The organism is Gelidimonas denitrificans (genome assembly GCF_055694065.1).
The window spans coordinates 3,118,510-3,140,914 of sequence record NZ_CM146350.1; the positions used below are offsets into that span (position 1 = coordinate 3,118,510).

General features: G+C 57.5%; 19 protein-coding genes and 1 pseudogene. 8 read left to right on the forward strand and 12 right to left on the reverse strand.

Annotated elements, in window-relative coordinates; all coding sequences use genetic code 11:
* Positions 1-149: 149 nt before the first annotated feature.
* Entirely contained in the window at positions 150-857 is a 708-nt protein-coding gene (gene queC, locus FKCLFG_RS14485; RefSeq protein WP_472613780.1) for a 7-cyano-7-deazaguanine synthase QueC, read from the forward strand.
* Between the two features lie 174 nt (positions 858-1,031).
* Complete coding sequence (locus tag FKCLFG_RS14490) at positions 1,032-2,333, forward strand: MFS transporter (protein ID WP_472613781.1); 1,302 nt, start codon at positions 1,032-1,034, stop codon at positions 2,331-2,333.
* A gap of 121 nt (positions 2,334-2,454) precedes the next feature.
* Here FKCLFG_RS14490 and FKCLFG_RS14495 read toward each other — a convergent pair whose 3' ends face one another.
* Together FKCLFG_RS14495 and FKCLFG_RS14500 are read right to left on the reverse strand one after the other, a co-directional pair.
* On the reverse strand, positions 2,455-2,757 hold the full coding sequence (locus FKCLFG_RS14495; RefSeq protein WP_472613782.1) for an antibiotic biosynthesis monooxygenase family protein: 303 nt from the start codon (positions 2,755-2,757) through the stop codon (positions 2,455-2,457).
* 205 nt (positions 2,758-2,962) lie between these two features.
* The gene (locus FKCLFG_RS14500) at positions 2,963-4,042 is read right to left on the reverse strand and encodes a tartrate dehydrogenase (RefSeq protein WP_472613783.1); all 1,080 of its coding nucleotides are present in this window, start codon (positions 4,040-4,042) and stop codon (positions 2,963-2,965) included.
* 119 nt (positions 4,043-4,161) lie between these two features.
* Here FKCLFG_RS14500 and FKCLFG_RS14505 point away from each other — a divergent pair, with 119 nt between their 5' ends.
* From FKCLFG_RS14505 to FKCLFG_RS14520, 4 genes are all read left to right on the forward strand, one after another.
* Positions 4,162-5,079 carry a LysR family transcriptional regulator gene (locus FKCLFG_RS14505; protein ID WP_472613784.1) on the forward strand — a complete coding sequence of 306 codons (918 nt, stop codon included), beginning with the start codon at positions 4,162-4,164 and terminating at the stop codon, positions 5,077-5,079.
* Positions 5,080-5,276: 197 nt separating this feature from the next.
* Positions 5,277-5,804 carry a metal-dependent hydrolase gene (locus FKCLFG_RS14510; protein WP_472613785.1) on the forward strand — a complete coding sequence of 176 codons (528 nt, stop codon included), beginning with the start codon at positions 5,277-5,279 and terminating at the stop codon, positions 5,802-5,804.
* A 317-nt stretch (positions 5,805-6,121) separates the two neighbouring features.
* Positions 6,122-7,405, forward strand: coding sequence for an O-acetylhomoserine aminocarboxypropyltransferase/cysteine synthase family protein (locus FKCLFG_RS14515; protein ID WP_472613786.1), 1,284 nt, complete (start codon positions 6,122-6,124; stop codon positions 7,403-7,405).
* 160 nt (positions 7,406-7,565) lie between these two features.
* A complete protein-coding gene (locus FKCLFG_RS14520; protein WP_472613787.1) occupies positions 7,566-8,444 on the forward strand; it encodes a Wzz/FepE/Etk N-terminal domain-containing protein in 879 nt (292 codons plus the stop codon).
* Positions 8,445-8,582: 138 nt separating this feature from the next.
* Here FKCLFG_RS14520 and FKCLFG_RS14525 read toward each other — a convergent pair whose 3' ends face one another.
* Together FKCLFG_RS14525 and FKCLFG_RS14530 are read right to left on the reverse strand one after the other, a co-directional pair.
* Positions 8,583-8,909 (reverse strand): NIPSNAP family protein, encoded by a 327-nt coding sequence (locus tag FKCLFG_RS14525; RefSeq protein WP_472613788.1) that lies wholly within the window; start codon positions 8,907-8,909, stop codon positions 8,583-8,585.
* Positions 8,910-9,130: 221 nt separating this feature from the next.
* Entirely contained in the window at positions 9,131-10,189 is a 1,059-nt protein-coding gene (locus tag FKCLFG_RS14530) for an NAD(P)-dependent alcohol dehydrogenase (RefSeq protein WP_472615869.1), read from the reverse strand.
* A 180-nt stretch (positions 10,190-10,369) separates the two neighbouring features.
* Here FKCLFG_RS14530 and FKCLFG_RS14535 point away from each other — a divergent pair.
* A pseudogene (locus tag FKCLFG_RS14535) lies at positions 10,370-10,633 on the forward strand (aldo/keto reductase); the annotation flags it as partial.
* 167 nt (positions 10,634-10,800) lie between these two features.
* On the opposite strand, the gene FKCLFG_RS14540 reads toward FKCLFG_RS14535, so the two are convergent.
* The 3 genes from FKCLFG_RS14540 to FKCLFG_RS14550 all read right to left on the reverse strand — a co-directional run bounded on the left by FKCLFG_RS14540 (position 10,801) and on the right by FKCLFG_RS14550 (position 15,810).
* Positions 10,801-14,424, reverse strand: coding sequence for an indolepyruvate ferredoxin oxidoreductase family protein (locus tag FKCLFG_RS14540; protein WP_472613789.1), 3,624 nt, complete (start codon positions 14,422-14,424; stop codon positions 10,801-10,803).
* A gap of 150 nt (positions 14,425-14,574) precedes the next feature.
* Positions 14,575-15,462 carry a phenylalanine 4-monooxygenase gene (gene phhA / locus FKCLFG_RS14545; protein ID WP_472613790.1) on the reverse strand — a complete coding sequence of 296 codons (888 nt, stop codon included), beginning with the start codon at positions 15,460-15,462 and terminating at the stop codon, positions 14,575-14,577.
* Between the two features lie 168 nt (positions 15,463-15,630).
* Positions 15,631-15,810, reverse strand: a complete 180-nt coding sequence (locus FKCLFG_RS14550; RefSeq protein WP_472613791.1) for a hypothetical protein — start codon at positions 15,808-15,810, stop codon at positions 15,631-15,633.
* Positions 15,811-15,880: 70 nt separating this feature from the next.
* Here FKCLFG_RS14550 and FKCLFG_RS14555 point away from each other — a divergent pair, with 70 nt between their 5' ends.
* Positions 15,881-16,372 carry an Lrp/AsnC family transcriptional regulator gene (locus tag FKCLFG_RS14555; RefSeq protein ID WP_472613792.1) on the forward strand — a complete coding sequence of 164 codons (492 nt, stop codon included), beginning with the start codon at positions 15,881-15,883 and terminating at the stop codon, positions 16,370-16,372.
* A gap of 111 nt (positions 16,373-16,483) precedes the next feature.
* Here the strand turns inward: FKCLFG_RS14555 and FKCLFG_RS14560 are convergent, their stop codons facing one another.
* From FKCLFG_RS14560 to FKCLFG_RS14580, 5 genes are all read right to left on the reverse strand, one after another.
* Complete coding sequence (locus FKCLFG_RS14560) at positions 16,484-17,167, reverse strand: GNAT family N-acetyltransferase (RefSeq protein ID WP_472613793.1); 684 nt, start codon at positions 17,165-17,167, stop codon at positions 16,484-16,486.
* Between the two features lie 72 nt (positions 17,168-17,239).
* Positions 17,240-18,484 (reverse strand): multifunctional CCA addition/repair protein, encoded by a 1,245-nt coding sequence (locus FKCLFG_RS14565; protein WP_472613794.1) that lies wholly within the window; start codon positions 18,482-18,484, stop codon positions 17,240-17,242.
* Positions 18,485-18,503: 19 nt separating this feature from the next.
* Positions 18,504-19,217, reverse strand: coding sequence for a glutathione S-transferase family protein (locus FKCLFG_RS14570; RefSeq protein WP_472613795.1), 714 nt, complete (start codon positions 19,215-19,217; stop codon positions 18,504-18,506).
* A 43-nt stretch (positions 19,218-19,260) separates the two neighbouring features.
* Positions 19,261-20,229: a complex I NDUFA9 subunit family protein gene (locus FKCLFG_RS14575; protein WP_472613796.1), complete on the reverse strand. Its 969-nt coding sequence runs from the start codon at positions 20,227-20,229 to the stop codon at positions 19,261-19,263.
* Positions 20,230-20,468: 239 nt separating this feature from the next.
* Entirely contained in the window at positions 20,469-22,394 is a 1,926-nt protein-coding gene (locus FKCLFG_RS14580; RefSeq protein ID WP_472613797.1) for a lytic transglycosylase domain-containing protein, read from the reverse strand.
* Between the last annotated feature and the right edge of the window lie 11 nt (positions 22,395-22,405).

A 22,405-nucleotide genomic window follows, 5' to 3' on the forward strand; every position in this document is an offset into this window, starting at 1 on the left:
GAATTCAAATTCGCATTTTCAGCCGACATGTTACCGGACTCCCGGCTCCTGAGTTGCTACAGGGAGTATGTCAAAAAAACCACTACTTACCGCATACCTAATAAGCGGCTTTAAAAAATACTGCAATAAGTATACTTCAGGAATCAAATATGACAAACGCACAACCCAACGCTGCGCTGGTGCTTTTCAGCGGCGGCCAGGACTCGACCACCTGCGTGGCGTGGGCGCTCTCGCAGTATGCGAAAGTCGAAACCATCGGCTTTGATTACGGCCAGCGCCACAGCATAGAACTAACGGTGCGCCCCACCGTGCTGCAGCAATTGCGCACGCACTCGGCCCAATGGAACCGCAAGCTGGGTGAAGATCATCTGATCGACCTCGGGCTGCTGGGCAAGATTTCAGACACCGCATTGACCCAAAACGTCGAGATCGCGATGCAGGAAAACGGCCTGCCCAACACCTTCGTGCCAGGGCGCAACCTGCTGTTCATGATGGTGGCGGCCACGGTGGCGTACCGGCGCGGGCTGGACGTGCTGGTCGGCGGCATGTGCGAAACCGATTTTTCCGGCTACCCCGATTGCCGCGACGACAGCATGAAAGCGCTGCAAGTCGCGCTCAACCTCGGCATGGCAACCCGCCTCAAGATCGACACGCCGCTGATGTGGATCGACAAGCGCCAAACCTGGCAACTGGCGCAGCAACTCGGCGGACAAAAGTTGGTCGACCTGATCCGCACCGAAACCCACACCTGCTATCTGGGCGAGCGCGGCATGCTGCACGATTGGGGCTACGGCTGCGGGACATGTCCGGCCTGCGCATTGCGGCAGCGCGGGTATCGGGAATTTATACAAAACTAAGTTCGATTCGTGTGGATTGACGCATAAGCTGCAACTTTAATGGCATAAGCTGCAATTTCTTAAATTTGCCGAATCCAGGAAAAATATTTGCACTGAAGTAATGGCAACATCGCGGCGTCGAACATCGTCAATATAAAATACGGCTCCAGCCGGATAACCGAATCGGAAATAAAAATGAATGACATCACTGTAGAGAGCGTGCGTTTCGACGATGCGACCAACATCGACCGGATCTACAAGAAAATCACCTGGCGGCTGATTCCGTTTCTGTTGTTCTGCTACATCCTGTCCTACCTCGATCGCGTCAACATCGGTTTCGCCAAACTGCAGATGCTCAACGACCTGCAATTCAGCGATGCCGTCTACGGGCTGGGCGCAGGCGTGTTTTTCCTGGGGTATTTTTTCTTTGAAGTGCCCAGCAACATCATCATGCACAAGGTCGGCGCACGGCGCTGGCTCGCGCGCATCCTGGTTACCTGGGGCATCTTGTCGGCGGCGATGATGTTTGTCCAAGGCACCACTTCATTTTATGTCTTGCGTTTCCTGCTGGGGGTGGCCGAAGCGGGCTTTTTCCCCGGCATCATCTATTACCTCACTCGCTGGTATCCGGCCGACCGGCGCGGCCGCGCCACATCGCTGTTCCTGACGGCAATTCCGCTTGCCGGCGTGATCGGCGGGCCCTTGTCCGGTTGGATCCTGCGCGACACCAACGGCATGCTGGGCCTGGCAGGCTGGCAATGGATGTTTTTGATCGAGGGCATTCCTACGGTCCTTGCCGGCTTCTTCCTGCTGCGCTACCTGGATGACAAGGTCGAGGATGCAAAGTGGCTGACCGAGGCCCAAAAGCGCGAAGTCATCGCTCTGCTGCAAAAGGAGGAAGCCACCAAGACCCATTCGGCCACCGGCAAGGCCTTCGCCAGCGGGCGCACCTGGTTGCTTAGCGCGATTTATTTCCTGTTCGTGTTCTCTCTGTACGGCATCAGCTTCTGGCTGCCGACCATCATCAAGGCGGCCGGCGTAAAAGACGCGCTCGATATCGGCTTGTTGAGCGCCGTGCCGTGGGCGGCCGGTGTGGTTGCCATGATATTACTGGCCCGCAGCGCCGATCGTCGCGGCGAGCAGCGCTGGCATATCGCCATCCCGGCGATTATCGGCGCCATCGGTTTCGTGATCAGCGTGAAGTTCAGCACAAATGTGCCGATTGCCATGCTGGGCATGTCGATTGCAACGATGGGAATCATGAGCGTGCTGCCGATTTTCTGGAGCATCCCGACCGCCTATCTGGGCGGCGTGGCTGCAGCGGCGGGGATCGCCCTGATCAACTCCTTCGGCAACTTGTCCGGCTTCGTCGGCCCGTCCCTGATGGGATGGATCAAGGGCGTTACCGGCACGCTCGACAGCGGCGTTTATATGCTCGCGGGATGCTTGCTGGCGGGCGGTTTGTTGACGCTGTTCACGTCGCCGAAACTACGCTAGGTTCGGCCGAACTAAAGCGGTGGCGCATTCCGCATCAAGACGGGGTGCAAATGCGCTGCATTGACCGGCCGCATTCATTTGACTTATGACTGGATGCCGGTGCCCGGCGCGCGCAGTGCTGTCACTTGGATTTGTTGAGCAGGTTGAAATGTTCAACTATCGGCGGTGACGCGAAATACGGGCCGACAATACCGCGCCAATCTTGAAACGCGGCGGATTGGCGGAAATCGACCGTGTGATTTTCCAGGGTTTCCCAAAAAATCATCAGCACGTAGCGCTCCGGAGATTCAATCCCCCGGTTTATTTTGTAGCCGCTAAAGCCTTTTGCCTTGGAAATCACTTCGTCGATACCGCGCTGAATTGCGATATCGAAATCGGCTTGCTTACCGGCTTGTATGTGAATATCAGCAAGTTCCAGAATCATATTTTGTCCATTCTTGTGGCGTGGTTGTGCGCAGAGTTATCGCATGTGCTGCGCAAGTTTAAATTTGATCTTTTTTGCAACTGTTCAGCCCGTGATGGATTCCCTCTCCCCAGCTCTCTCCCGCGTGCGGGAGAGGGAATTCAAACAGCCGTTACCGTAGGCTGAACATTAACTCTTTTTTTATATTGTATAAATCGATTGTCGATCAGATCGCGTCGGCAATGGCCTTTCCTGCCTCGGTAGTGCTGGCATTTCCACCCAAATCGCGGGTGCGCGGTCCGCTGCCGGCCAGTACCGTTTCGATCGCGCCCAAGATGGCGTCGTGCGCCTGCCGGTAGACGCCGCTGCCGTTGCCAAGAAAATCGAGCATCATCGCGCCCGACCAGATCATCGCGATCGGGTTGGCAATATTCTTGCCGTAGATGTCGGGCGCCGAGCCATGCACCGGTTCGAACAGCGATGGGAAATTGCGTTCGGGATTGAGGTTGGCCGAGGGCGCGATGCCGATGGTGCCGGTGCAGGCTGGCCCTAAGTCGGACAAAATGTCGCCGAACAGATTGGAGGCGACCACCACGTCGAAGCGATCCGGATGCAGCACGAAATGCGCAGCCAGGATATCGACGTGGTATTTATCCGAGCGCACCTCCGGATATTGCCCGGCCATCGCTTCCACCCGCTCATCCCAGTACGGCATGCTGATGGCGATGCCGTTCGACTTGGTGGCCGAGGTCAGATGTTTTTTCGGCCGGCTTTGCGCCAGCTCGAACGCATATTTCAGTATCCGATCCACGCCCTTGCGGGTGAACACCGCTTCCTGCAGCACGAATTCGCGCTCGGTGCCTTCGAACATGCGCCCGCCGATAGAGGAATATTCACCCTCGGTATTTTCGCGCACCACGTAAAAATCGATATCGCCCGGCTTGCGCCCGGCCAGCGGACACGGCACGCCGGGCATCAGCCGCACCGGCCGCAGGTTCACGTATTCGTCGAAATCACGCCGGAACTTGATCAGCGAGCCCCACAACGAAATATGGTCCGGCACCGTTGCAGGCCAGCCGGCCGCGCCGAAATAAATCGCATCGAATCCCTTGAGCTGCTCGAACCAGTCGGACGGCATCATCTGGCCGTGCTGTGCGTAATAGTCGCAACTGGCCCATTCGATATGCGTGTAATCGAGTTCGATACCGAACTTGCGGGCGGCAGCATCGACCGCGCGCAGCCCTTCCGGCATGACTTCCTTGCCGATACCGTCGCCCGGTATGACTGCGATTCTGTGTTTTTTCATGATTCCTCCGAGGGGTGATTAATCTGGCGCACGGGAAGGTGCGGCACGATGCCCGCTCATCATAAAGGCGACATCGATGGATATAATCACGCAATGTGTAAATCGATAAAGCACGAATCGTGAATAATCTGCCGCTCCTCGACGACTTGCGACTGTTCTGCATCGTGGTGCACAAGTGCAGCTTCATCGCGGCCGCGATCGAACTGGGCGCATCGCCGGCATTCGTCAGCAAGCGCATCGCGCTGCTGGAACGCAAGCTGCAGGTGCGGCTGCTGCACCGGACCACGCGCCGCGTCTCGGTGACTGAAGACGGCGAAACCGTGTATCAATGGGCGCAGCGGATACTGGAAGATGTCGGCCAGATGACCGAGGCGGTGTCAACCGCGAAAACCACGCCACGCGGCCTGTTGCGCATTTGCACCAGTTCCGGCTTCGGCCGCAACCGGGTGGCGCCGGCGCTCTCCGGGCTGGCGTTGCTCTACCCATCGCTGAAAATCCAGCTTGAGCTGATTGACCGCCCGGTCGACCTGATCGGCGAAGGCTTCGATCTCGACATCCGGATCGGCGCCGTGCATGAGCCGAACCTGATCGCCCGGCGGATTGCCGCCAATTCCCGCATCTTGTGCGCCGCGCCGGCTTATCTTGCAAAACAGGGTACGCCGACTGCGCTGGCAGACTTGGCGCAGCACCGCTGTATCGTCATCCGCGAACGCGACGAGGCATTCGGCCTGTGGCGATTGAGCGGACCGCAAGGAATGGAAACCGTAAAAGTGGATGGTTATTTATCGGCCAACAACGGCGAGATCGTGCACCGCTGGGCCATCGACGGACACGGCATCATCCTGCGTTCAATCTGGGATGTCGGGCCGAGCATCGAAGCCGGCGAACTGGTGCGGGTGCTGCCGGCATACTGGCAGGAAGCGGAAGTATGGGCGGTCTATCTGTCGCGGCTGAGCAGTTCCGCCAAGGTGCGGGTCTGCGTCAGTTTTCTCGAACAGTGGCTGAACGGCGGATCGCCGCCGTCAGTTGAACAGTGAAGAAAGAAACGTGCGACCAGGCTGTTTTCGGCGCGGATCGCAGCGCATAAACTGCGAATAAGAATTCGCAGACCTTTTTAGAAGGTTTTTTTACTAAAAACCAGCATCCGTCCGTTTTAATCGCTTGCAGACTGTATATTCCACCACGCATTTATCCATCTCAATTTTAGATACGTTTTAAAGCGTACTGTCTCAACATGGCCTCCAATAAAGCGCATCACGCAACTGGATGGGCTGCTGGCGTCATTGCCGCGGCCCTGGTGGCGCATGCTGGCGCAGGCGGCCCATACCATGTGTGGAGTTTCCTCACCTTTGTTGCGGGAATTTTTGGCGGGACAGCGCCGGATTGGCTTGAAGTGGCGTGGTGGACCCGGCGCCGGCACCGGTGGATCACGCACCGCACCTGGACCCATTGGGGCCTTGCCTGGATAGCGTTGCTGGCGTATTCCTATCTGGAACTGCGGCATCAATCCTGGGCCCCATTGCTATTTGGTTTTGCCGCCGGCGGAGTCATGCATCTACTGGCCGACTGGCCCAATCCTCTGGGCGTGCCATGGATTGTCGGACGTCATTCGCTCAATCTCTGGAAAAGCGGCCGCTGCGATGTATTCGTGATCGCAGTGGCATGGATTGCCGCTTTTATAGTCACCGACAATCTCTTCTTCAAGAATGTCCATTCCTTGAAAATAGTTGCTTTTGTTAAAGCATTGTCAATGTGGTCGTAGCAGGCGCTTGCCCGCGCAAGACACGAAAAACACGAACAGGGCTCACAACTCAGCGAGTTTCACAAAATAAGGAGTATCGTCATTTTCATGGCATTTCACGCATACTTATATTGCGTATATAAAATATACACCAGGTAATATTGAAAACTCGGCGAACCCGCGCCGGAACCTGTTTCTGCACACGCACCTCCCTTTTTTCGTGCTTTTCGTGTCTTTCGCGGACCATGTTTTCTACCAAAATTGACCTGCGTAACATCGGTTACTTATGGCAAAATTATCCGTCTTCGTCTATTACCTTCACAACAACAGGGAATTACATGAAAATCGAAACCATGGCCGTCCACGCCGGCTACTCGCCGGACCCCACCACCAAATCCGCAGCGGTGCCGATTTACCAAACTGTCGCTTACGCGTTCGACAATGCCCAGCACGGCGCCGACCTGTTTGACCTGAAAGTGCCCGGCAATATTTACACCCGCATCATGAACCCGACCCAGGACGTGCTGGAAAAGCGCGTCGCCGCGCTCGAAGGCGGCATCGCCGCGCTGGCGGTGGCGTCCGGCATGGCTGCCGTCACCTATGCGATCCAGACCATCACCGAAGCGGGCGACAACTTCATTTCCTCCACCCAGCTGTACGGCGGCACCTACAACCTGTTCGCGCACACGCTGCCGCAGATGGGCATCGAAGTGCGCTTCGCCGATGCGCGCCAGCCGGAAACCTTCGCGGCGCTGATCGACGAGCGCACCAAGGCCATCTTTTGCGAATCGGTCGGCAACCCGCTCGGTAATGTCACCGATTTCGCCAAGCTGGCCGATATCGCGCACGCCCACGGCATCCCGCTGATCGTCGACAACACCGTGCCCAGCCCGTACCTGTGCCGGCCGTTCGAGCACGGCGCCGACATCGTGGTCCATTCGCTGACCAAATACCTGGGCGGCCACGGCAACAGCGTCGGCGGCGCGATCATCGATAGCGGCAAATTCCCGTGGGCCGAACACAAGGAACGCTTCAAGCGCCTGAACGAACCCGATGTGTCGTACCACGGCGTGGTGTATACCGACGCGCTGGGGCCGGCGGCTTACATCGGCCGTGCCCGCGTAGTGCCGCTGCGCAACATGGGGGCGGCGATTTCACCGATGAATGCGTTCCTGATCCTGCAAGGGATCGAAACCCTGGCGCTGCGCATGGACCGCATCTGCGACAACACCTTGGCGCTGGCGCATTACCTGCAAAACCACTCGAAAGTGGCGTGGGTCAATTACGCCGGACTGGAAGATCATCCGGACCACGCTCTGGCTCAAAAATACATGGGCGGCAAAGCTTCCGGCCTCCTGTCGTTCGGCCTCAAATACAGCGATGCCGACCCGCGCGCGGCCGGCGCACGGGTGCTCGATGCGCTGCAACTGTTCACCCGACTGGTCAACATCGGCGACGCCAAATCGCTGGCAACCCACCCGGCTTCGACCACGCACCGGCAACTGGATGCGGCAGAACTGGCGAAGGCCGGCGTATCGGAAGATATGCTGCGCTTGTCGATTGGCATCGAGCATATCGATGACTTGAAGGCCGATCTGGAACAGGCGCTGGCGGCGGCCTGAAGCAGCGCATCGAGGTTGCGCGCAAGCAATAAAATGGCAGATCAGGCGGTTAACCGATGCGCAAGAACAAGAACAAGAGCATCGATTAACCGCCTACAATGACAAGCTCGGCGCAATCAACGCCGCATCCATTTTTTCGCAAAACAACGACTACCCGACCATGTCGAATCCTTCATTGAAAGAGCACACTATTTTGAATCCAGCCGTCACCGAAGATGAATTCATCGATTTATCGAAAATACTCGATAGTTTGAGGCGTAATTGGCTGATGTTGTTTGCATGCATAATCGCCGCAATGATTTGTGCCGCCCTATTGGCCACTGTCCTGCCATCGCGCTGGCAGGCATCCGTCACGATGCAAATTGGTCAAATGCCCTCTCCGATAAATGCAATCATCCCTATCGAAGATCCGGTTCAGACCATTGAAAGAGTGAAATTGCGTGAATTACAGTCAAGCGCGCTGACCGCACTCAAGCTGCCGCTGGATGAACGTGTAAATAAGCACACAAAGTTATTCAAAAAAACCATCAACGCCAAGGTAGTCAAAAACACCAACTTTATACAGATCAAGCTTGCCGGGTTTACTCCGGATGAGGCGCAAAAAAATCTTGCCGCAACCGCGCAAGCATTGATTGCCTCGCACCAGACCCTGGTGCTTCCAGTAAGAAATCGCTTAATAAAACAATTTCAAGACAATGCGAAAAAAATTGCCGATACAGAAGCAGAACGCGTGAAGCTATTCCGCTTACTCGCTGAAAATAGCAGCTTGAAGTCTGCATCGCAGTTTGCACCCAACATCGTCGCCATCAGTCTGCTGGAAAACAAGGAAGCAGAATTACGGTCTCTGATTTTGGAAAGAACCAGGCTGCTGGATTTACTGGAATCGATTGCCATCTACCCGACCAAAATTATCGATGCAGTGTATGTAGAAGATACGCGTTATTTCCCGAAACTAAGCCTGTTCCTTGCCGCTGGCGCTTTTCTGGGATTGCTGCTGGGACTGGGAGTCGCACTGTGGCGCGACAGAAAGCAGTTCTGAAGCGTTCGATCCCGATTTGGCTCTGAAATGAAAAAGCCGGCATAGCGCGCTATGCCGGCTTTTTCATTTTGCAACATCTATGGTGCGAGCAAACCCCACACGCCGATTGCACTTCGCATCTGAATCCGCAGAAAATTTTCAGCGCATGGCAGAGTATGAAGTTGGCGCCAGAATTTGATTTTCGATGCGCTCCACAATGATGGCTTGCGCTTCTGTTTCTGCGCGTTTTGCCAGCCATTCAGGATCACTCGCGAACGCGTTCCATTTGGTTTCGCGCTCGGCCAAGCTTTCCCACTGCAGCATGTAGGTTAGGGTCTGGTTACTTGACCCTACCAGCGTGCTCCAAAACCCCACTTGTTCAATACCGTATTTCTCCCAAAATTTCAGCGTAATGGTTTCAAAACGCTGGTTCAGTGCGGACAGCCGCCCTGGTGCGCAATGGTAAATTCGCAGTTCATAGATCATGATTATTCATCGATTAAGGATTAAGGATTGGCTCTACCGTAGGACCCCGGTAAAAGCTGAAGGGCTAGAAAATAAGTTGAAAGAGAAACCGTCGCCGGCAGCGAGCATACCGTCACTTTCAATTTAGCACACCCAGCCGCGCGACCGACGCGGCTGGCTTACTTGCCACATTCCCTGCGCCATTCGCATCCGGACATTCCTGCCCGATCAGGTCACGACGTCTACACTTTATGATCTTGCAAGAGACTACCGGACTTGCCCTCTCCGGGCTTTTCGGAAAGCGCATTCGGCAAGGATGCCATGTCGATCACAAAACGATATTTCACATCGCTCTTTAGCATGCGCTCATAGGCATCGTTAATTTTCTGGATTGGGATTAGTTCAATGTCGGACACGATGCCGTGCTCTCCGCAGAAATCGAGCATTTCCTGGGTTTCCGCTATGCCGCCGATCAATGAGCCGGCAAGCTGACGGCGCTTCATGATCAGATTGAATACTTGCGGCGATGGGTGGGGCGACGCGGGCGCGCCAACCAGAGTCATGGTCCGGTCGCGTTTGAGCAGCACCAGGAACGCATCCAGGTTATGTGGAGCGGCGACCGCATTGAGGATGAAATCGAAAGAATTTTCGTGCGCCGCCATTTCTGCCAAATCTGTCGACAGCACAGCTTCATCCGCGCCGAGCCGAAGCGCGTCTTCTTTCTTTCCTTTGGATGTAGTGAAAAGCACGACGTGCGCGCCCATTGCATGCGCGATCTTGATTCCCATATGGCCAAGTCCGCCAAGACCTACGATGCCGACCTTGTGGCCTTTTGCAACCCCCCAGTGCCGCAGCGGTGAATAGGTGGTGATTCCCGCACATAACAAAGGCGCCGCTGCCGCAGGGTCAAGATTGTCCGGGACGCGCAATACAAATTTTTCATTTACGACAATGTTGTTGGCATAGCCGCCGAAGGTCATTCCGCCGACATGCATTTCTTCCCCATTGTAGGTGCCGACAAAACCGTTTTCGCAGTATTGCTCCAGCCCGTCTTTACAGCTCTCGCAATGCTGACAGGAATCGACCATGCATCCGACGCCGACCAAATCGCCTGGTTTAAAGCGACTGACCTGCGCGCCCACCTGTGCTACGCGGCCGACGATTTCATGTCCCGGGACAACCGGGTAAACGGTATTGTTCCATTCATTGCGGACAGTATGTAAATCGGAGTGGCAGACTCCGCAATACTGAATGTCAATCTGCACATCGTGCGGCCCTGGTTCCCGGCGCTCGAACCGCATGAGGTCGAGCGGTTCGTTTGATTCGGCTGCACCATAACCAATAGATTCGAGCATATTTGTCCTTGTATAGAAAATTTGTGTAGGTGGGAAACAATTGAAATACTGAAATTTCTTCGAAAACTGGGTTTTCTTGCAAGCGTTTATCATGGCAGATAATCTATAACTGCGTCAGGATGCGCCATGGTTCCGGACCAATTTCAGGAAGAATACCGTCGCGCCAGCCCGCGTTTCCAAGGTGGAAATTTCACTAAAAATAGGGCGTTGGTGGCGAAGGTAAAAGAAATCGCTACGCTTAAAGGCTGCACGCCGGGGCAACTGGCACTCGCCTGGGTACTGGCGCAAGGTGACGACATTATTCCGATCCCCGGCACCAAACGGCGCACTTATCTGGAAGGAAATGTGAACGCCGTCGACGTGGCACTTAGCCAGAATGAGCTGACAGAAATTGATGCGATCTTTCCATTCGGCGCAGCTACGGGGCCACGTTATGTGAAGGAAGGCATGAAAACATTGAATGGCAAATTCCGGCCTTCAGGCCGGGGACTGCAACCTCCGCCCTTCAGGGCAGAGGTTGAAACTGCAGTGTGTTTTACGATCAAACACTTCCATTTTCAAGCCACATGCTTGCCATGTGACGCAATCGGAATCACCTTGGCTGTATGCGGAGCCACGAATTCGGCCATTAATACAGCTTCCTTCTGTTTGGCTGCGCTCAGATGCCGCTCCTTGATATGGCCGAAGCCGCGGATGTCCTCCGGAATGCTGGCGATGGCAACCGCTTTCGGCAAATTATCCACCGTTAATTTCGACAGCAGTTGCGCGATCGTGTTGCGGTATTCGGCGATCAATGCACGCTCGGTTTTGCGTTCATCGGTGTAACCAAACACATCCAGTGCAGTGCCGCGCACGACTTTGCATTTGGCCAGCAGGCCGAAGGCTTTCATCATCCACGGGCCGAATTCCTGCTTGATCAAATGGCCGTTGCTGTCGCGCTTGGCAAACAAGGGCGGCGCCAGGTGGAATTTCAGCCTGACATCGCCTTCGAACATGGCGGCGACCTTGTCCACAAACGCACCGCTGGTATAGAGCCGCGCCACTTCGTACTCATCCTTGTAGGCCATCAGCTTGAAGGCATAACGCGCCACCGCTTCCGTCAATCGCAACGGCTTGCCGGCCCCAAGCAAAATCGATTCCGCCATTTTCACCTGTTCGACAAAATCGCCGTACTGCTGCGCATAGGCGGCATTCTGGTACGCGGTAAGGATAGTCAAGCGCGTCGAGATCGTATCGTCCAAAGTGGGTGCGCGCTTGATTGCGATCACCTGCGCCGGCGCCACCAGGCGCTGCACCGCAGCCAAATCATGCGCGGCGCTGCGACCCCAGATGAAGGATTTCTTATTGAATTCGACCGACACGCCATTCAACTCAATCGACCTGACGATGGCGGCTTCCGACAGCGGCACCCAGCCTTTTTGCCACGCATAACCGAGCATGAACATATTGGTGGCAATCGCGTCACCCATCAGGCCAGTGGCGATGTTGCCGGCGTCGATCACATCGACATTGTCGGCACCGCAAGCGGCGCGAATGCTGCTTTCGGCCGCTGCGCCCGGATATTGCCAGTCCGGATTCTTGACGAAAGCCGCAGTCGGCGTGCCGGTCGAGTTGATCGCGGCAAAAGTGCGCCCTTCGCCCATGCGCGACAGCGCGTCGCGGCTGGCGGTGACGATCACGTCGCAACCGATCACCAGATCGGCCGCGCCGGTGCCAACCCGGGTCGAATGGATATCTTCCTGATGGTCCGACAGGCGCACATGCGACATCACCGGACCGCCTTTTTGCGCCAAACCGCTCATGTCGAGCACCGAGCAGCCCTTGCCTTCCAGATGCGCGGCCATCGCCAGAATCTGGCCGACGGTGACCACGCCGGTGCCGCCGATGCCGGTGACCAGAATGCCGAACGGCACTGTGGTGGTGGGCAAGACCGGTTGCGGCAAGTTTGCGCTGCTGCTCTTATCGGCGTTCTTGCCAGATGCGTCCGCTTTTTTCGGCTTCTTCAGCTGGCCGCCTTCGACCGTGACAAAACTCGGGCAAAAGCCGGTGACGCAGGAAAAATCCTTGTTGCACGACGACTGGTTAATCTGTCGCTTGCGGCCGAATTCGGTTTCCAGCGGTTCCACCGACAGGCAATTCGATTGCACGCTGCAATCGCCGCACCCTTCGCACACCGCTTCGTTGATGACGACGCGCTTGGCCGGGTCCGGATAAGAATTGCGCTTCCTGCGGCGGCGTTTTTCGGAGGCGCAGGTCTGATCGTAAATCATCGCCGATACGCCTTCGATTTCGCGCAACTCGCGCTGCACCGCGTCGAGTTCTCTGCGATGGCGAATGGTGACGCCCGGCGCCCAATCGTATCCAGACGGATATTTATCCGGCTCGTCGGTGACGACGATGATCGGCGTCACGCCTTCGGCGGCAATCTGGCGCGAAATCATGCCGGGGTCGAGCGGGCCGTCGAACGGCTGGCCGCCGGTCATCGCAACCGCATCGTTGAACAGAATCTTGTAAGTGATATTCACTTTGGCAGCCACCGCGGCCCGAATCGCCAGCAAGCCGGAGTGCTGATACGTGCCGTCGCCCAAGTTGGCGAACACGTGTTTCTCGTTGGTAAACGGCGCGTGGCCGACCCAGGTCACGCCTTCCGCGCCCATGTGGGTGAAGGTGGCGGTTTCGCGCTCCATCCACAACACCATGTAATGGCAACCGATGCCGGCCAGCGCACGGCTTCCTTCCGGCAATTTGGTGGAAGTGTTGTGCGGACAACCGGAGCAAAAATGCGGGATGCGGTCTTTGGCCGGGTCCGGCTTGGCGCTGACCGTCAGGATCGCTTCCTTGGCTTCCAGGTAGGCGATGCGCTGCTTGATGCGCGCCTCGACCGGGTGGCCGGCGAAATACTTCGAAATGCGGGTGGCGATGGCGCGCGCGATTTGCGCCGGGTTCAGTTCATAAGTCGCCGGCAACAGCCAGTCGCCGTGGCCGCTGCGGTGCGGATTGCTCCACTCGCCGGTATCGTCGAACTTGCCGACCACGCGCGGCCGCTCATTGTCCGGCAGGTTGTACAGCTCTTCCTTGAGCTGGTATTCGAGAATCTGGCGCTTTTCTTCGACCACCAGAATTTCTTCCAGCCCTTGCGCAAACTCGTGCACCCCAGTCGCTTCCAGCGGCCAGGTCATGCCGATCTTGTACAGGCGGATGCCGATTTCGCGGGAGACGGTTTCATCGATGCCGAGGTCTTCCAGCGCCTGGCGGGTATCCAGATACGACTTGCCGGCGGTGATGATGCCGATCTTCGCTTGCGGCGCGTCCCAGATGATCTGATTTAGCTTGTTGGCGCGCGCATACGCCAGCGCCGCATACCATTTGTAATTGTTCATCCGCGCTTCCTGCTCCAGCACGGCGTCCGGCCAGCGGATATTCAGGCCGCCTTCGGGCAAATCGAAATCGCTTGGCAACTGAATCCGGACCCGGTCCGGATCCAGATCGACGGTAGCGCCGGATTCGACGATATCGGTCACGCACTTCATCGCCACCCAGAGCCCGGTGTAGCGACTCATCGCCAGCCCGTGCAAGCCGTAATCGAGATATTCCTGCACCGACGACGGATACAGCACCGGAATCCCGCAGGCTTTCAGGATATGTTCGCTCTGATGCGCGGTGGTCGATGATTTGGCCGCGTGATCGTCGCCGGCCAGCACCAATACGCCGCCCAGCTTGGCGCTGCCGGCCATGTTGGCGTGCTTGAAAACGTCGCCGCAGCGATCCACGCCAGGGCCTTTGCCGTACCAAATGCCGAACACGCCGTCAAATTTGGCATCCGGAAACAGATTGACCTGCTGCGTGCCCCAAACGCTGGTGGCGGCCAGGTCTTCGTTGATACCGGGATGAAATTTGATGTTGTGGGCGTCCAGATATTTTTTCGCCTTCATCGCAGTCATATCGACGCTGCCCAAGGGCGAGCCGCGATAGCCGCTGATATAGCCGGCGGTATGCAAGCCGGCCAACTGGTCGCGCTGGCTTTGCAGCAGCGCCAGCCGGATCAAGGCCTGGGTACCGGTCATGAAAGCGCGGCCGCGCTCCAGCGTGAATTTGTCGTCGAGGGAAATAGCGTTGAGGTCGAAGTTGTCGAGTTTAGGCGCAAGCGCTTGCGACTGCCCGGCGGGAAGGGGTGCGTTCATGTTTGTCTCCGTGCTAAAAATTATTTTTTTGGATGCGATGGTGTCGCTGTAAAACGAGCCTGCCTCGTGAGCAAACTGCTTTTAAATTTTGACTTTTTGCAGGGTAGCACAAGCGCTTGCTGCTGTGCCGTAGGATGGGTGAAACCTAACCTACGGGATTGCCAGATTCGTCTCATCCGGCAACAAGGTATCGGCAGGCAGCGCTGCCTGCGCTTTCAGACGCGCATAGATCGGTGTGAAATCCGGTTCGGTTGCATCAAATAATTGCTGGAAATTTGGGATCACGAAATAGGTTTCCTGATAGGAATCGATCTTGTACAAGGTGCGCATCACCCGTTCCACCGTCAATGGAATGCGGCGCGGCAGCGGGCTGTGCAGGCAATATTCAATCTCGCCGCCGGACGATAAAATGCCGGCGCCATACACGCGCAAACCTTGCGCCGTCCGGATCAAACCGAATTCGATGGTGTACCAGTACAGCCGCGCCAGATACTCGAGTCCATCGAGCTTCAGCGCCTTCAGCCCCGCATGGCCGTAGCGTTGCAGATAATCGGCAAACACCGGATCGAGCAGCAGCGGCACATGACCGAAGAAGTCGTGAAACACGTCCGGCTCGACGATGTAATCGAACTCCTCGGGCCTGCGCAACCAGACCGTGACCGGGAAACGGCGATGCGCCAGATGGGTGAAAAAAGTCAGGTCCGGCACCAGCCCGGGCACCGCCACCAATCGCCAGCCGGTGGCCGCGTATAGGATTTCGGAAGCCCGCGCCAGATCGGGAATGCCCTCGGCCGCGTCCAGTTTGGCCATTCCTTTGAGGAATTCGTCGCAGGCGCGACCCGGCACCAGCCTGGCCTGGCGCTGATACAGACGCCGCCACAGCGCGTGCTGCTCGGGCGTGTAGGCATGCCAGTGCTGCTTCACCACATACTCTGCATCGGCGTGGGTGTAGTCGCCGCGCAAGACGCCGGCGCTGGATTTTCCAGCCACCGTGGCAAAGAAATCGTCGGTATTTATGGTATTTAAATTCTTGTCCATGATGCTATCGATTCACAAAAGAACAGGCGCTGTGCGCCAGAGAGTGTGCAATGCCACTGGTACTCCCTACTGCATTATTTTTTTCACAATGAAACAGTGTGGTAAATGACCACAATTTACGCATACTCCACTGCAATCTAATATATACATGGCAGCGTCACAGCGCGTTTAATCCAAGCGCGCACAATAAACGCTCAAGGATGCAAACAGCGCCCGCCACTTCCATTCGCCGAAATTTTCATCGCGCTGGCTCGGAAGGAACTCGAAGCCGCCGACGCCCGCCGGCTTGTCCCAAGGTTGAACGTCGATGCCATATATGTAAGAAGTATAGGCGCGCGCCTTTGGCATAAAATTGCGAAGAGTTCCTCAATCCAGCTCCAGTTCGCAATAATATTGCTGAAACCCTCAGAGGCCCATCATGCCGACCATCGCACTCGACAAAACCGATCGCAAAATTCTCGCCATTCTGCAGTCCGATGGCTGTCTCTCCAATCAGGAAGTGGCTGAACGCGTCAACCTGTCGCCCTCGCCCTGCTTGCGGCGCATCAAGAATCTGGAACAAACCGGCGTCATCCGCCAATATGTAGCCTTGCTCGATCCCGCCAAGATCGGCCTCGGCTTGCTGGCTTACGTGGATGTGCGGCTGGCAAAGCACATCGACGCCTCCGCCGCCGGCAGTGTGCGTTCGGCGCGCGCCGATTTCGCCGCGGCGGTCGAATTGTGGCCGGAAGTGGTGGCCTGTTATGCGATGACCGGGGACATGGATTATCTGCTGCGGGTATACGCGGAAGACATGGCGCATTTTTCGCGCTTCATGATGGCGACGCTGTTGCGCCATCCGGCGGTGCTTGACGTGCGCTCCAGTTTCGTACTGGAACGGCTCAAGGACACTACTGCATTGCCGTTATGATTTTCGTTAATACAGGGGGTATATGAAAAAATTGTGCAATTTCCACATACATTTATTGCGACACATAAAATTACACTATCCGGTATGTTTTCTTGCCACAAGCAGGAAAAATCAGTCGCCCTTGAAGCCAGGCAGATTTGCCAGCCACTTGACCGCGGCACGGGTGTTGGCCTTGAGCGCGTAATCGAAGCTGGCGACCTGCTCTTCCACCGCTTCCTTGAACACGGTGCCTGGACTGGCCGGCAATAATTTCAGGTAGGCATCGGCTTCACCATGATCGCGGTGGATTTCCATTCCGGCTTTTTTGGCGATATGGATCATCACCTGGTTTGAAGACAGGCAATGCATGTAGAGCGTATCGACATCGGCATTGCGGCAATGGATGGCGGCGCGCACAAACAGTTTCGAGCCGACCCCGAGGCCGCGCCCGCTGGCGTTGACCGAGACGCCAAACTCGGCAACCTGGTCTTTCAGCGTAGCGCTGACCGAATCCGGATACGTTTCACGCGGCGCAAACGCCAGGTGGCCGACGCCGACCAACTTGAACTTGCTGTTGTATACGCCGAAGATGGTGTCGCGCGAAAAATTGAGTTGATCCACATACTGCGTAATCAAGTCATCCTTGAGCCGAGTGCCGAAGCGCAAGTAGCGGTCATGGTCATCCAGCGCCAGAAAATGCCGCGAAATGCGGTGACGGTCGCGCTCGGACAGTTCCTTGACGTGGACCGACGACGGGGCCAGCTCGCCGTCAGCTGGGGCGGATAAAGTTTCGGGTAGGTTATCTATTCTGGGCATGCTGGGACTCCTTTATTGTGCAGCGCACAATAACGATACCACGTTCGGCTGCAAGCGGTTTTTTCCTGTACATCACGGCTCGGACATCATAGCCTTAACCGCAGCCACCCGCGCCGCATGCAGCGCCGGCGCGATGCGTTGCGGCTGGCCCGGGTAAGCTTGCGCAGTGTCCGCCGCAATCCGGCCGGCATTGACTGCTTGCGCGGTTGCCAGCGCTCCCAACAGAGGATCGCGCGGCGTCCAGTCCTGATCCGTGCCGCCGCTTGCGTCGCGACCGGCCAGGCTGCATGCCAGTGCCTGCAGCATGTCGGCAAAACGCTGTGGTTTGCGCAGTGCGTCGCAGCGCTCGATCAGGCCCACGATGGCTTCGGCGTCCAGTGGCAGCGCTTGGCCGGGGTTGCCACTGAGATTGCCAAATTCGCGCGCCGTCATGAGCGCGAGATCGCGGCAATCGTGCGGCAGCCGCAGGCGCTCGCACACCGCTGTGACGGCCGGGATAATGTCTGCGCCAGCGCCGGCGCTCGTGCCCGCATCTGCATCCGCATCTAAATCGTGCAGCAGCAGCGCAAAACGGATCGGCAATGCCAAATTTTGCCGCGCTGCAACATCAATGACCCGCATCGTTTGCAGCCCGACCCCGGTGTCAGGATGGTGGCGGGACGGCGCGTCCCACACGGCATTCAGTTCCGGCAGCAGGCGCGCCAGCGCGCCGCAGTCGCGCAGCACATCGAACATGCGAGAGGGCTTTTCTTCCATCAAACCGCGCGCCAGTTCCTGCCAGACCCGCTCCGGCACCAGCGCATCGACTTCGCCGGCGGCCACCATCTGTCGCATCAGCGCATTGGTTTCCGCCGCCACTCGAAAATCATGCGGCGGCAGCGCAAAGCGGGCGGCAAAGCGCGCCAGCCGCAAGATTCGCACCGGGTCTTCGGCAAACGCCGACGAGACATGGCGGAATACACGCGCCGCGATATCGCGCTGGCCGCCGAACGGGTCGATCAGAGTGCCGTCTTCGGCGCGGGCAATGGCATTGATGGTCAGGTCGCGCCGCACCAGATCCTGCTCCAGCGTGACGTCAGGGTCGGCATGGAACAGGAAGCCTTTGTAGCCCGGCGCAGTCTTGCGCTCGGTACGCGCCAGCGCGTATTCCTCGTGCGTTTTGGGATGCAGAAATACCGGAAAATCCTTGCCCACCGGGGTGAAGCCATGCTGCAGCATCAGCTGCGGCGTGGCGCCAACCACCACGTAATCGCGATCCTGCACCGGCAAACCCAGCAAGGCATCGCGCACAGCGCCGCCGACGGTGTAGATTTTCATGTGGATTGCTCCGGCAAGTTCAATCCGGACCGGCGTCGTACTTGGCTGAACGCTCCGGCTCATTCAGCGCATCAATCATCCATTGCGCCACCGCCGGGTGGGCGGCAACCCGGTCGGCATACGCCTGCAGCGCCGGCGCCAACGCCACCTGATAGCTTCTAAAACGCATCACCACCGGCGCGTAGTAAGCGTCCGCAATCGAAAACGCGCCGAACAGGAATTGATGGTGGCCGAATCGCGCCAGGCATTCTTCCCAGATTTCGCAGATGCGGCCGATATCGGCCTGGGCATCGGGCGTGCGCCCTTTGCCGGGGAACGACATGCGGATATTCATCGGCATCGCGCTGCGCAAGCCGTTAAAGCCGGAATGCATCTCGGCGCAAATGCTGCGCGCCATCGCGCGGGCGGCGACATCCTGCGGCCACAGGTGCAAGTCGGGAAACTGCTCGGCCAAGTATTCGCAAATCGCCAGCGAATCCCAGACCGTGATCGCGCCGGCAAGCAGCACCGGCACCCGCCCGGCGGACGATATTTCAGCGATGCGGGTGGCGGTGTCGGGCCGGTCCAGCAGAATGCGACTTTCCTCGAACCGAATGCCGAACGCAGTCATCGCCACCCACGGCCGCATCGACCAGGATGAGTAATTCTTGTTGCCGATCACCAGCCTGAGCCGGGATTTGCCGCCATTGGTCAGCGTATCGGACAGTGTGGTATCGGAATCGGTAGTTTGCATGGCGCTCTTTCGTAATGGCTTCGCTTACTTCAATCAACTTCGATTAACGGTGTGCGCGGGTGCGGTAATCGTCATAGCGCGCGCGCGGGTAGCGGCCCGATAAATATTGCGGCGCGATCGCTTCCAGCGCCGCCGGCTTGATGCCCAGCTCCGGCGCAATCGGCGCCTTTGCCACATTATCGACCTGCATCGAAGCCAGATTATCGCGGCTCATTAGCGGGCCGAACGGTGCATATTCCAGCAGCAGCGCTTGCAACCGCGCCAACGACGGCGGCAGCGCAATGATCGGACGCGGATAACCGGCATACAGGCCAGCCAATTGCACCAACTGGCGCAAGCTGTATACCGTCGGGCCGGCCAGCTCATAGGTGTGGCCGATGGTTTGCTCGCATGCCAGCGCGTTGACGAACGCGCGCGCCACATCCTCGACATGGATCGGCTGGAATTTCGCCTCTGCGCTGCCGAGCGGAAACACCGGCAACATTCTTTGCATCGATGCAAACATGTTGAGGAAATGGTCTGCCGCGCCAAACATCACGGAAGGGCGAAAGATGGTGGTCTTCAGGCCCGGCTCGGAGCGGGCAGCAACCTCCCCGGCGGCCTTGGAGCGCTGGTACATCGACGGTCCGTTGGCGTCGGCGCCCAGCGCGCTCATGTGCAGATAGCGCGACACGCCGCCAGCGGTGCAGGCAGCGACGATGCGTTTCGGCAATGTCACATGGGCGCGCTCAAAATCCGGGCCGTAAGGCGTGCCTGCCGCACCCGCACGCGAATGCAAAATCCCCACCAGGTTGACCACCGCATCGACGCCCCGCATCAGGCGGCGCAGAGTCGCGTCGTCATGCACATCGGCCTCGACCACATCGACCGTCGGCAGCGTGATCAGATGTTTGGCGCGCTCGCGGTTGCGGGTCGGCACAATCACGACATGGCCGGCGTTCGACAATTGCGCAACCAGACTGCTGCCGACAAAACCGCTGCCGCCGATCACTAAGACTGTTGGGTATCGCATGGGGTGTTGCTCCTTGAATGTGGTGTGCCGGTGCGGCAAAAATTATTATTTTGAATTGCAAGTTGGCGCCGAAAAAAGCGAAGCCAAACCTGCGGTAACTAGGCTTAGTATTTTTTACGACCGCAATGGATACATGCGAAAAATGGCATAAAAATGATGATACTCCTCATTTTTCACAACCATTGCGGCGTGATACCGGTTCGTGATTTTCGTGTCTTTCGTGGCCACTCCATCCATTGCTACTTCGGCGAAACCGAACCCAGGCGCGCCTTGAGCGATTGCGGCTGGCCATCGAACAGGGCTGCATAATACGTTGCGTTGGAGAGCACGTTCTTGACGTAACCACGGGTTTCTGAAAACGGGATGGTTTCGGCAAAGATCGCGCCTTCCACCGTCCCCGGCAAAGTGGCGCGCCAGGCCCGCGGCCGACCGGGGCCGGCGTTGTAGGCTGCGGTTGCCAGCGCTTGCGAGCCGTCCAGATCGCCCAGCACGATATTCAGATAATTGGTGCCGAGCATGATGTTGGTGTCAATCTCGTTGACCCGCCCAGGAGAAAATTCGCCGAAGCCGATCTTGTTGGCAACCCATTTGGCGGTAGCCGGCATCAGCTGCATCAGGCCGGAAGCGCCGACGTTCGAGCGCGCATCCATGATGAAGCGCGACTCCTGCCGGATCAGCCCGTACACCCAGGCCATGTCGATGCCGAGCTTTTGCGTATTGACGCGCATGATGTCGCGAAACGGCGTGGGAAAGCGCTGCTCGAAATTGACTTCCGTTTTAGTGCGGTCGGAAGTGTTCACCATCCGGTCCAGCACATTGTTTTGCCGCGCAAACTCGGCCGCCGCCAAATGCTGGCGCTCGCTAAATTTACGCAACTCCCAGTTCCACTCCCGCGTGCCTTCGAAGCGTAAATTCATCGCGAAAAACTTCAGCGCACGGCGCAAACCCGCATTCACCGTCATTGCTGCAACTTCGGTCGGAGTGGCCTTGGCGGCACTGGCGGGAATAGTGATTTTGCCGCCAGTTTCTTCGATCGCCAACTGCCCATAAAAATTGGTTTGATCGGCAATCGAGGCAAACATCTGTTGCGCCGCCGCGTTCTGCCCTTGCGCCTTCAGCGCGCGCGCCGCCCAGTAAACCCAGGTTGCATCGGTGCGCAATATTGGCGGCATCGCATCGATGGCCGCGCCGACTTGTTTCCAGTCGCCGACCCGCAAGGCGGCGCGCGCACGCCACTGATATCCCTCCAGCGACAAACGGGCACCATTCGCCCGACGCCAGTAATCGGCGGCTTCCGGAGTCAGATTGAGCGAAGCCGGCAAGGCAATCTGCGCCCACCCTTGGGCCTGTTCCTGCCGGGCCAGAGCGGCGCTATTGCTGGACAAGCCGCGCGCGGCTTGCTCCGGGCTGGATTTGGCGAGGCGACCGAGCGCGATCAGATACGCCTCGTGCGCCGCACGCCCGCTGCCTGGCCCGTAGGCCACCGTCAGCGCCGGCTGATTGATGGCGCTTGCAACCTTTTCCACCATCGACAGATCGACCAGTGCAGTCAGCGCACGCGCCAATCCCAGATTATTGACTTCAGCCGCCAGCCGGACTTGTTCCCACAGATCATTCTCATCAAACTGTTCGGTTTCGGCCAGCCCGGTCAGCAAAGCCACGCAAGCGGGGCCATAATTTTTCGGCTCCACCAGCAGCGCACGGGCTTGAACCACCACCTGCTGCCGTTTGCTGATAAGCGACATCAAGGCATAACACTTGAGCTGGGTATCGTCGTCAAGCGCGAATTGCGGATATTGCTCATCGAACCTCTTCCAGTTGCGCTGCTGGCCGAGTTCCAGCAGCCAGTCGTTGCGCAAGCGGTCGGCAATCGCACTGCCGTCATAGCGCGCCAGATAGCTGCGAATTTCCGTCTCGGGCGCGGTTTTCAGGCGGGCCTTGAGGCGATAGTAATTAACATAGGAATCAATGTCATAATTTGCCAGCCGCGCCGCAATGCTGTCGGTTTTTTCGACATTATCTTGGCGCGCGGCAGCGCGCAAGGCAATGAAATCCTCGTCCGCGCCCAACTGACCAGTTGGCCTGAACTGTGCATCGGCGACCGGCAGCAGGGATAACATTGCAGCAGCAAGCGCAATTCGGGTAATTCGTTTGATGGTAAACATAGACACAATTT

Bases quoted from the DNA above. Each gene is read 5' to 3' on its own strand.
- FKCLFG_RS14495 (WP_472613782.1), bottom strand. From the start codon at position 2,757: ATGATTCTGGAACTTGCTGATATTCACATACAAGCCGGTAAGCAAGCC.
- FKCLFG_RS14530 (WP_472615869.1), bottom strand. From the start codon at position 10,189: ATGCGGTTCGAGCGCCGGGAACCAGGGCCGCACGATGTGCAGATTGAC.
- FKCLFG_RS14540 (WP_472613789.1), bottom strand. From the start codon at position 14,424: ATGAACGCACCCCTTCCCGCCGGGCAGTCGCAAGCGCTTGCGCCTAAA.
- FKCLFG_RS14500 (WP_472613783.1), bottom strand. From the start codon at position 4,042: ATGAAAAAACACAGAATCGCAGTCATACCGGGCGACGGTATCGGCAAG.
- FKCLFG_RS14560 (WP_472613793.1), bottom strand. From the start codon at position 17,167: ATGCCCAGAATAGATAACCTACCCGAAACTTTATCCGCCCCAGCTGAC.
- FKCLFG_RS14515 (WP_472613786.1), top strand. From the start codon at position 6,122: ATGAAAATCGAAACCATGGCCGTCCACGCCGGCTACTCGCCGGACCCC.
- queC (WP_472613780.1), top strand. From the start codon at position 150: ATGACAAACGCACAACCCAACGCTGCGCTGGTGCTTTTCAGCGGCGGC.
- FKCLFG_RS14525 (WP_472613788.1), bottom strand. From the start codon at position 8,909: ATGATCTATGAACTGCGAATTTACCATTGCGCACCAGGGCGGCTGTCC.
- FKCLFG_RS14520 (WP_472613787.1), top strand. From the start codon at position 7,566: ATGTCGAATCCTTCATTGAAAGAGCACACTATTTTGAATCCAGCCGTC.
- FKCLFG_RS14555 (WP_472613792.1), top strand. From the start codon at position 15,881: ATGCCGACCATCGCACTCGACAAAACCGATCGCAAAATTCTCGCCATT.
- phhA (WP_472613790.1), bottom strand. From the start codon at position 15,462: ATGGACAAGAATTTAAATACCATAAATACCGACGATTTCTTTGCCACG.
- FKCLFG_RS14575 (WP_472613796.1), bottom strand. From the start codon at position 20,229: ATGCGATACCCAACAGTCTTAGTGATCGGCGGCAGCGGTTTTGTCGGC.
- FKCLFG_RS14510 (WP_472613785.1), top strand. From the start codon at position 5,277: ATGGCCTCCAATAAAGCGCATCACGCAACTGGATGGGCTGCTGGCGTC.
- FKCLFG_RS14550 (WP_472613791.1), bottom strand. From the start codon at position 15,810: ATGCCAAAGGCGCGCGCCTATACTTCTTACATATATGGCATCGACGTT.
- FKCLFG_RS14565 (WP_472613794.1), bottom strand. From the start codon at position 18,484: ATGAAAATCTACACCGTCGGCGGCGCTGTGCGCGATGCCTTGCTGGGT.
- FKCLFG_RS14490 (WP_472613781.1), top strand. From the start codon at position 1,032: ATGAATGACATCACTGTAGAGAGCGTGCGTTTCGACGATGCGACCAAC.
- FKCLFG_RS14570 (WP_472613795.1), bottom strand. From the start codon at position 19,217: ATGCAAACTACCGATTCCGATACCACACTGTCCGATACGCTGACCAAT.
- FKCLFG_RS14580 (WP_472613797.1), bottom strand. From the start codon at position 22,394: ATGTTTACCATCAAACGAATTACCCGAATTGCGCTTGCTGCTGCAATG.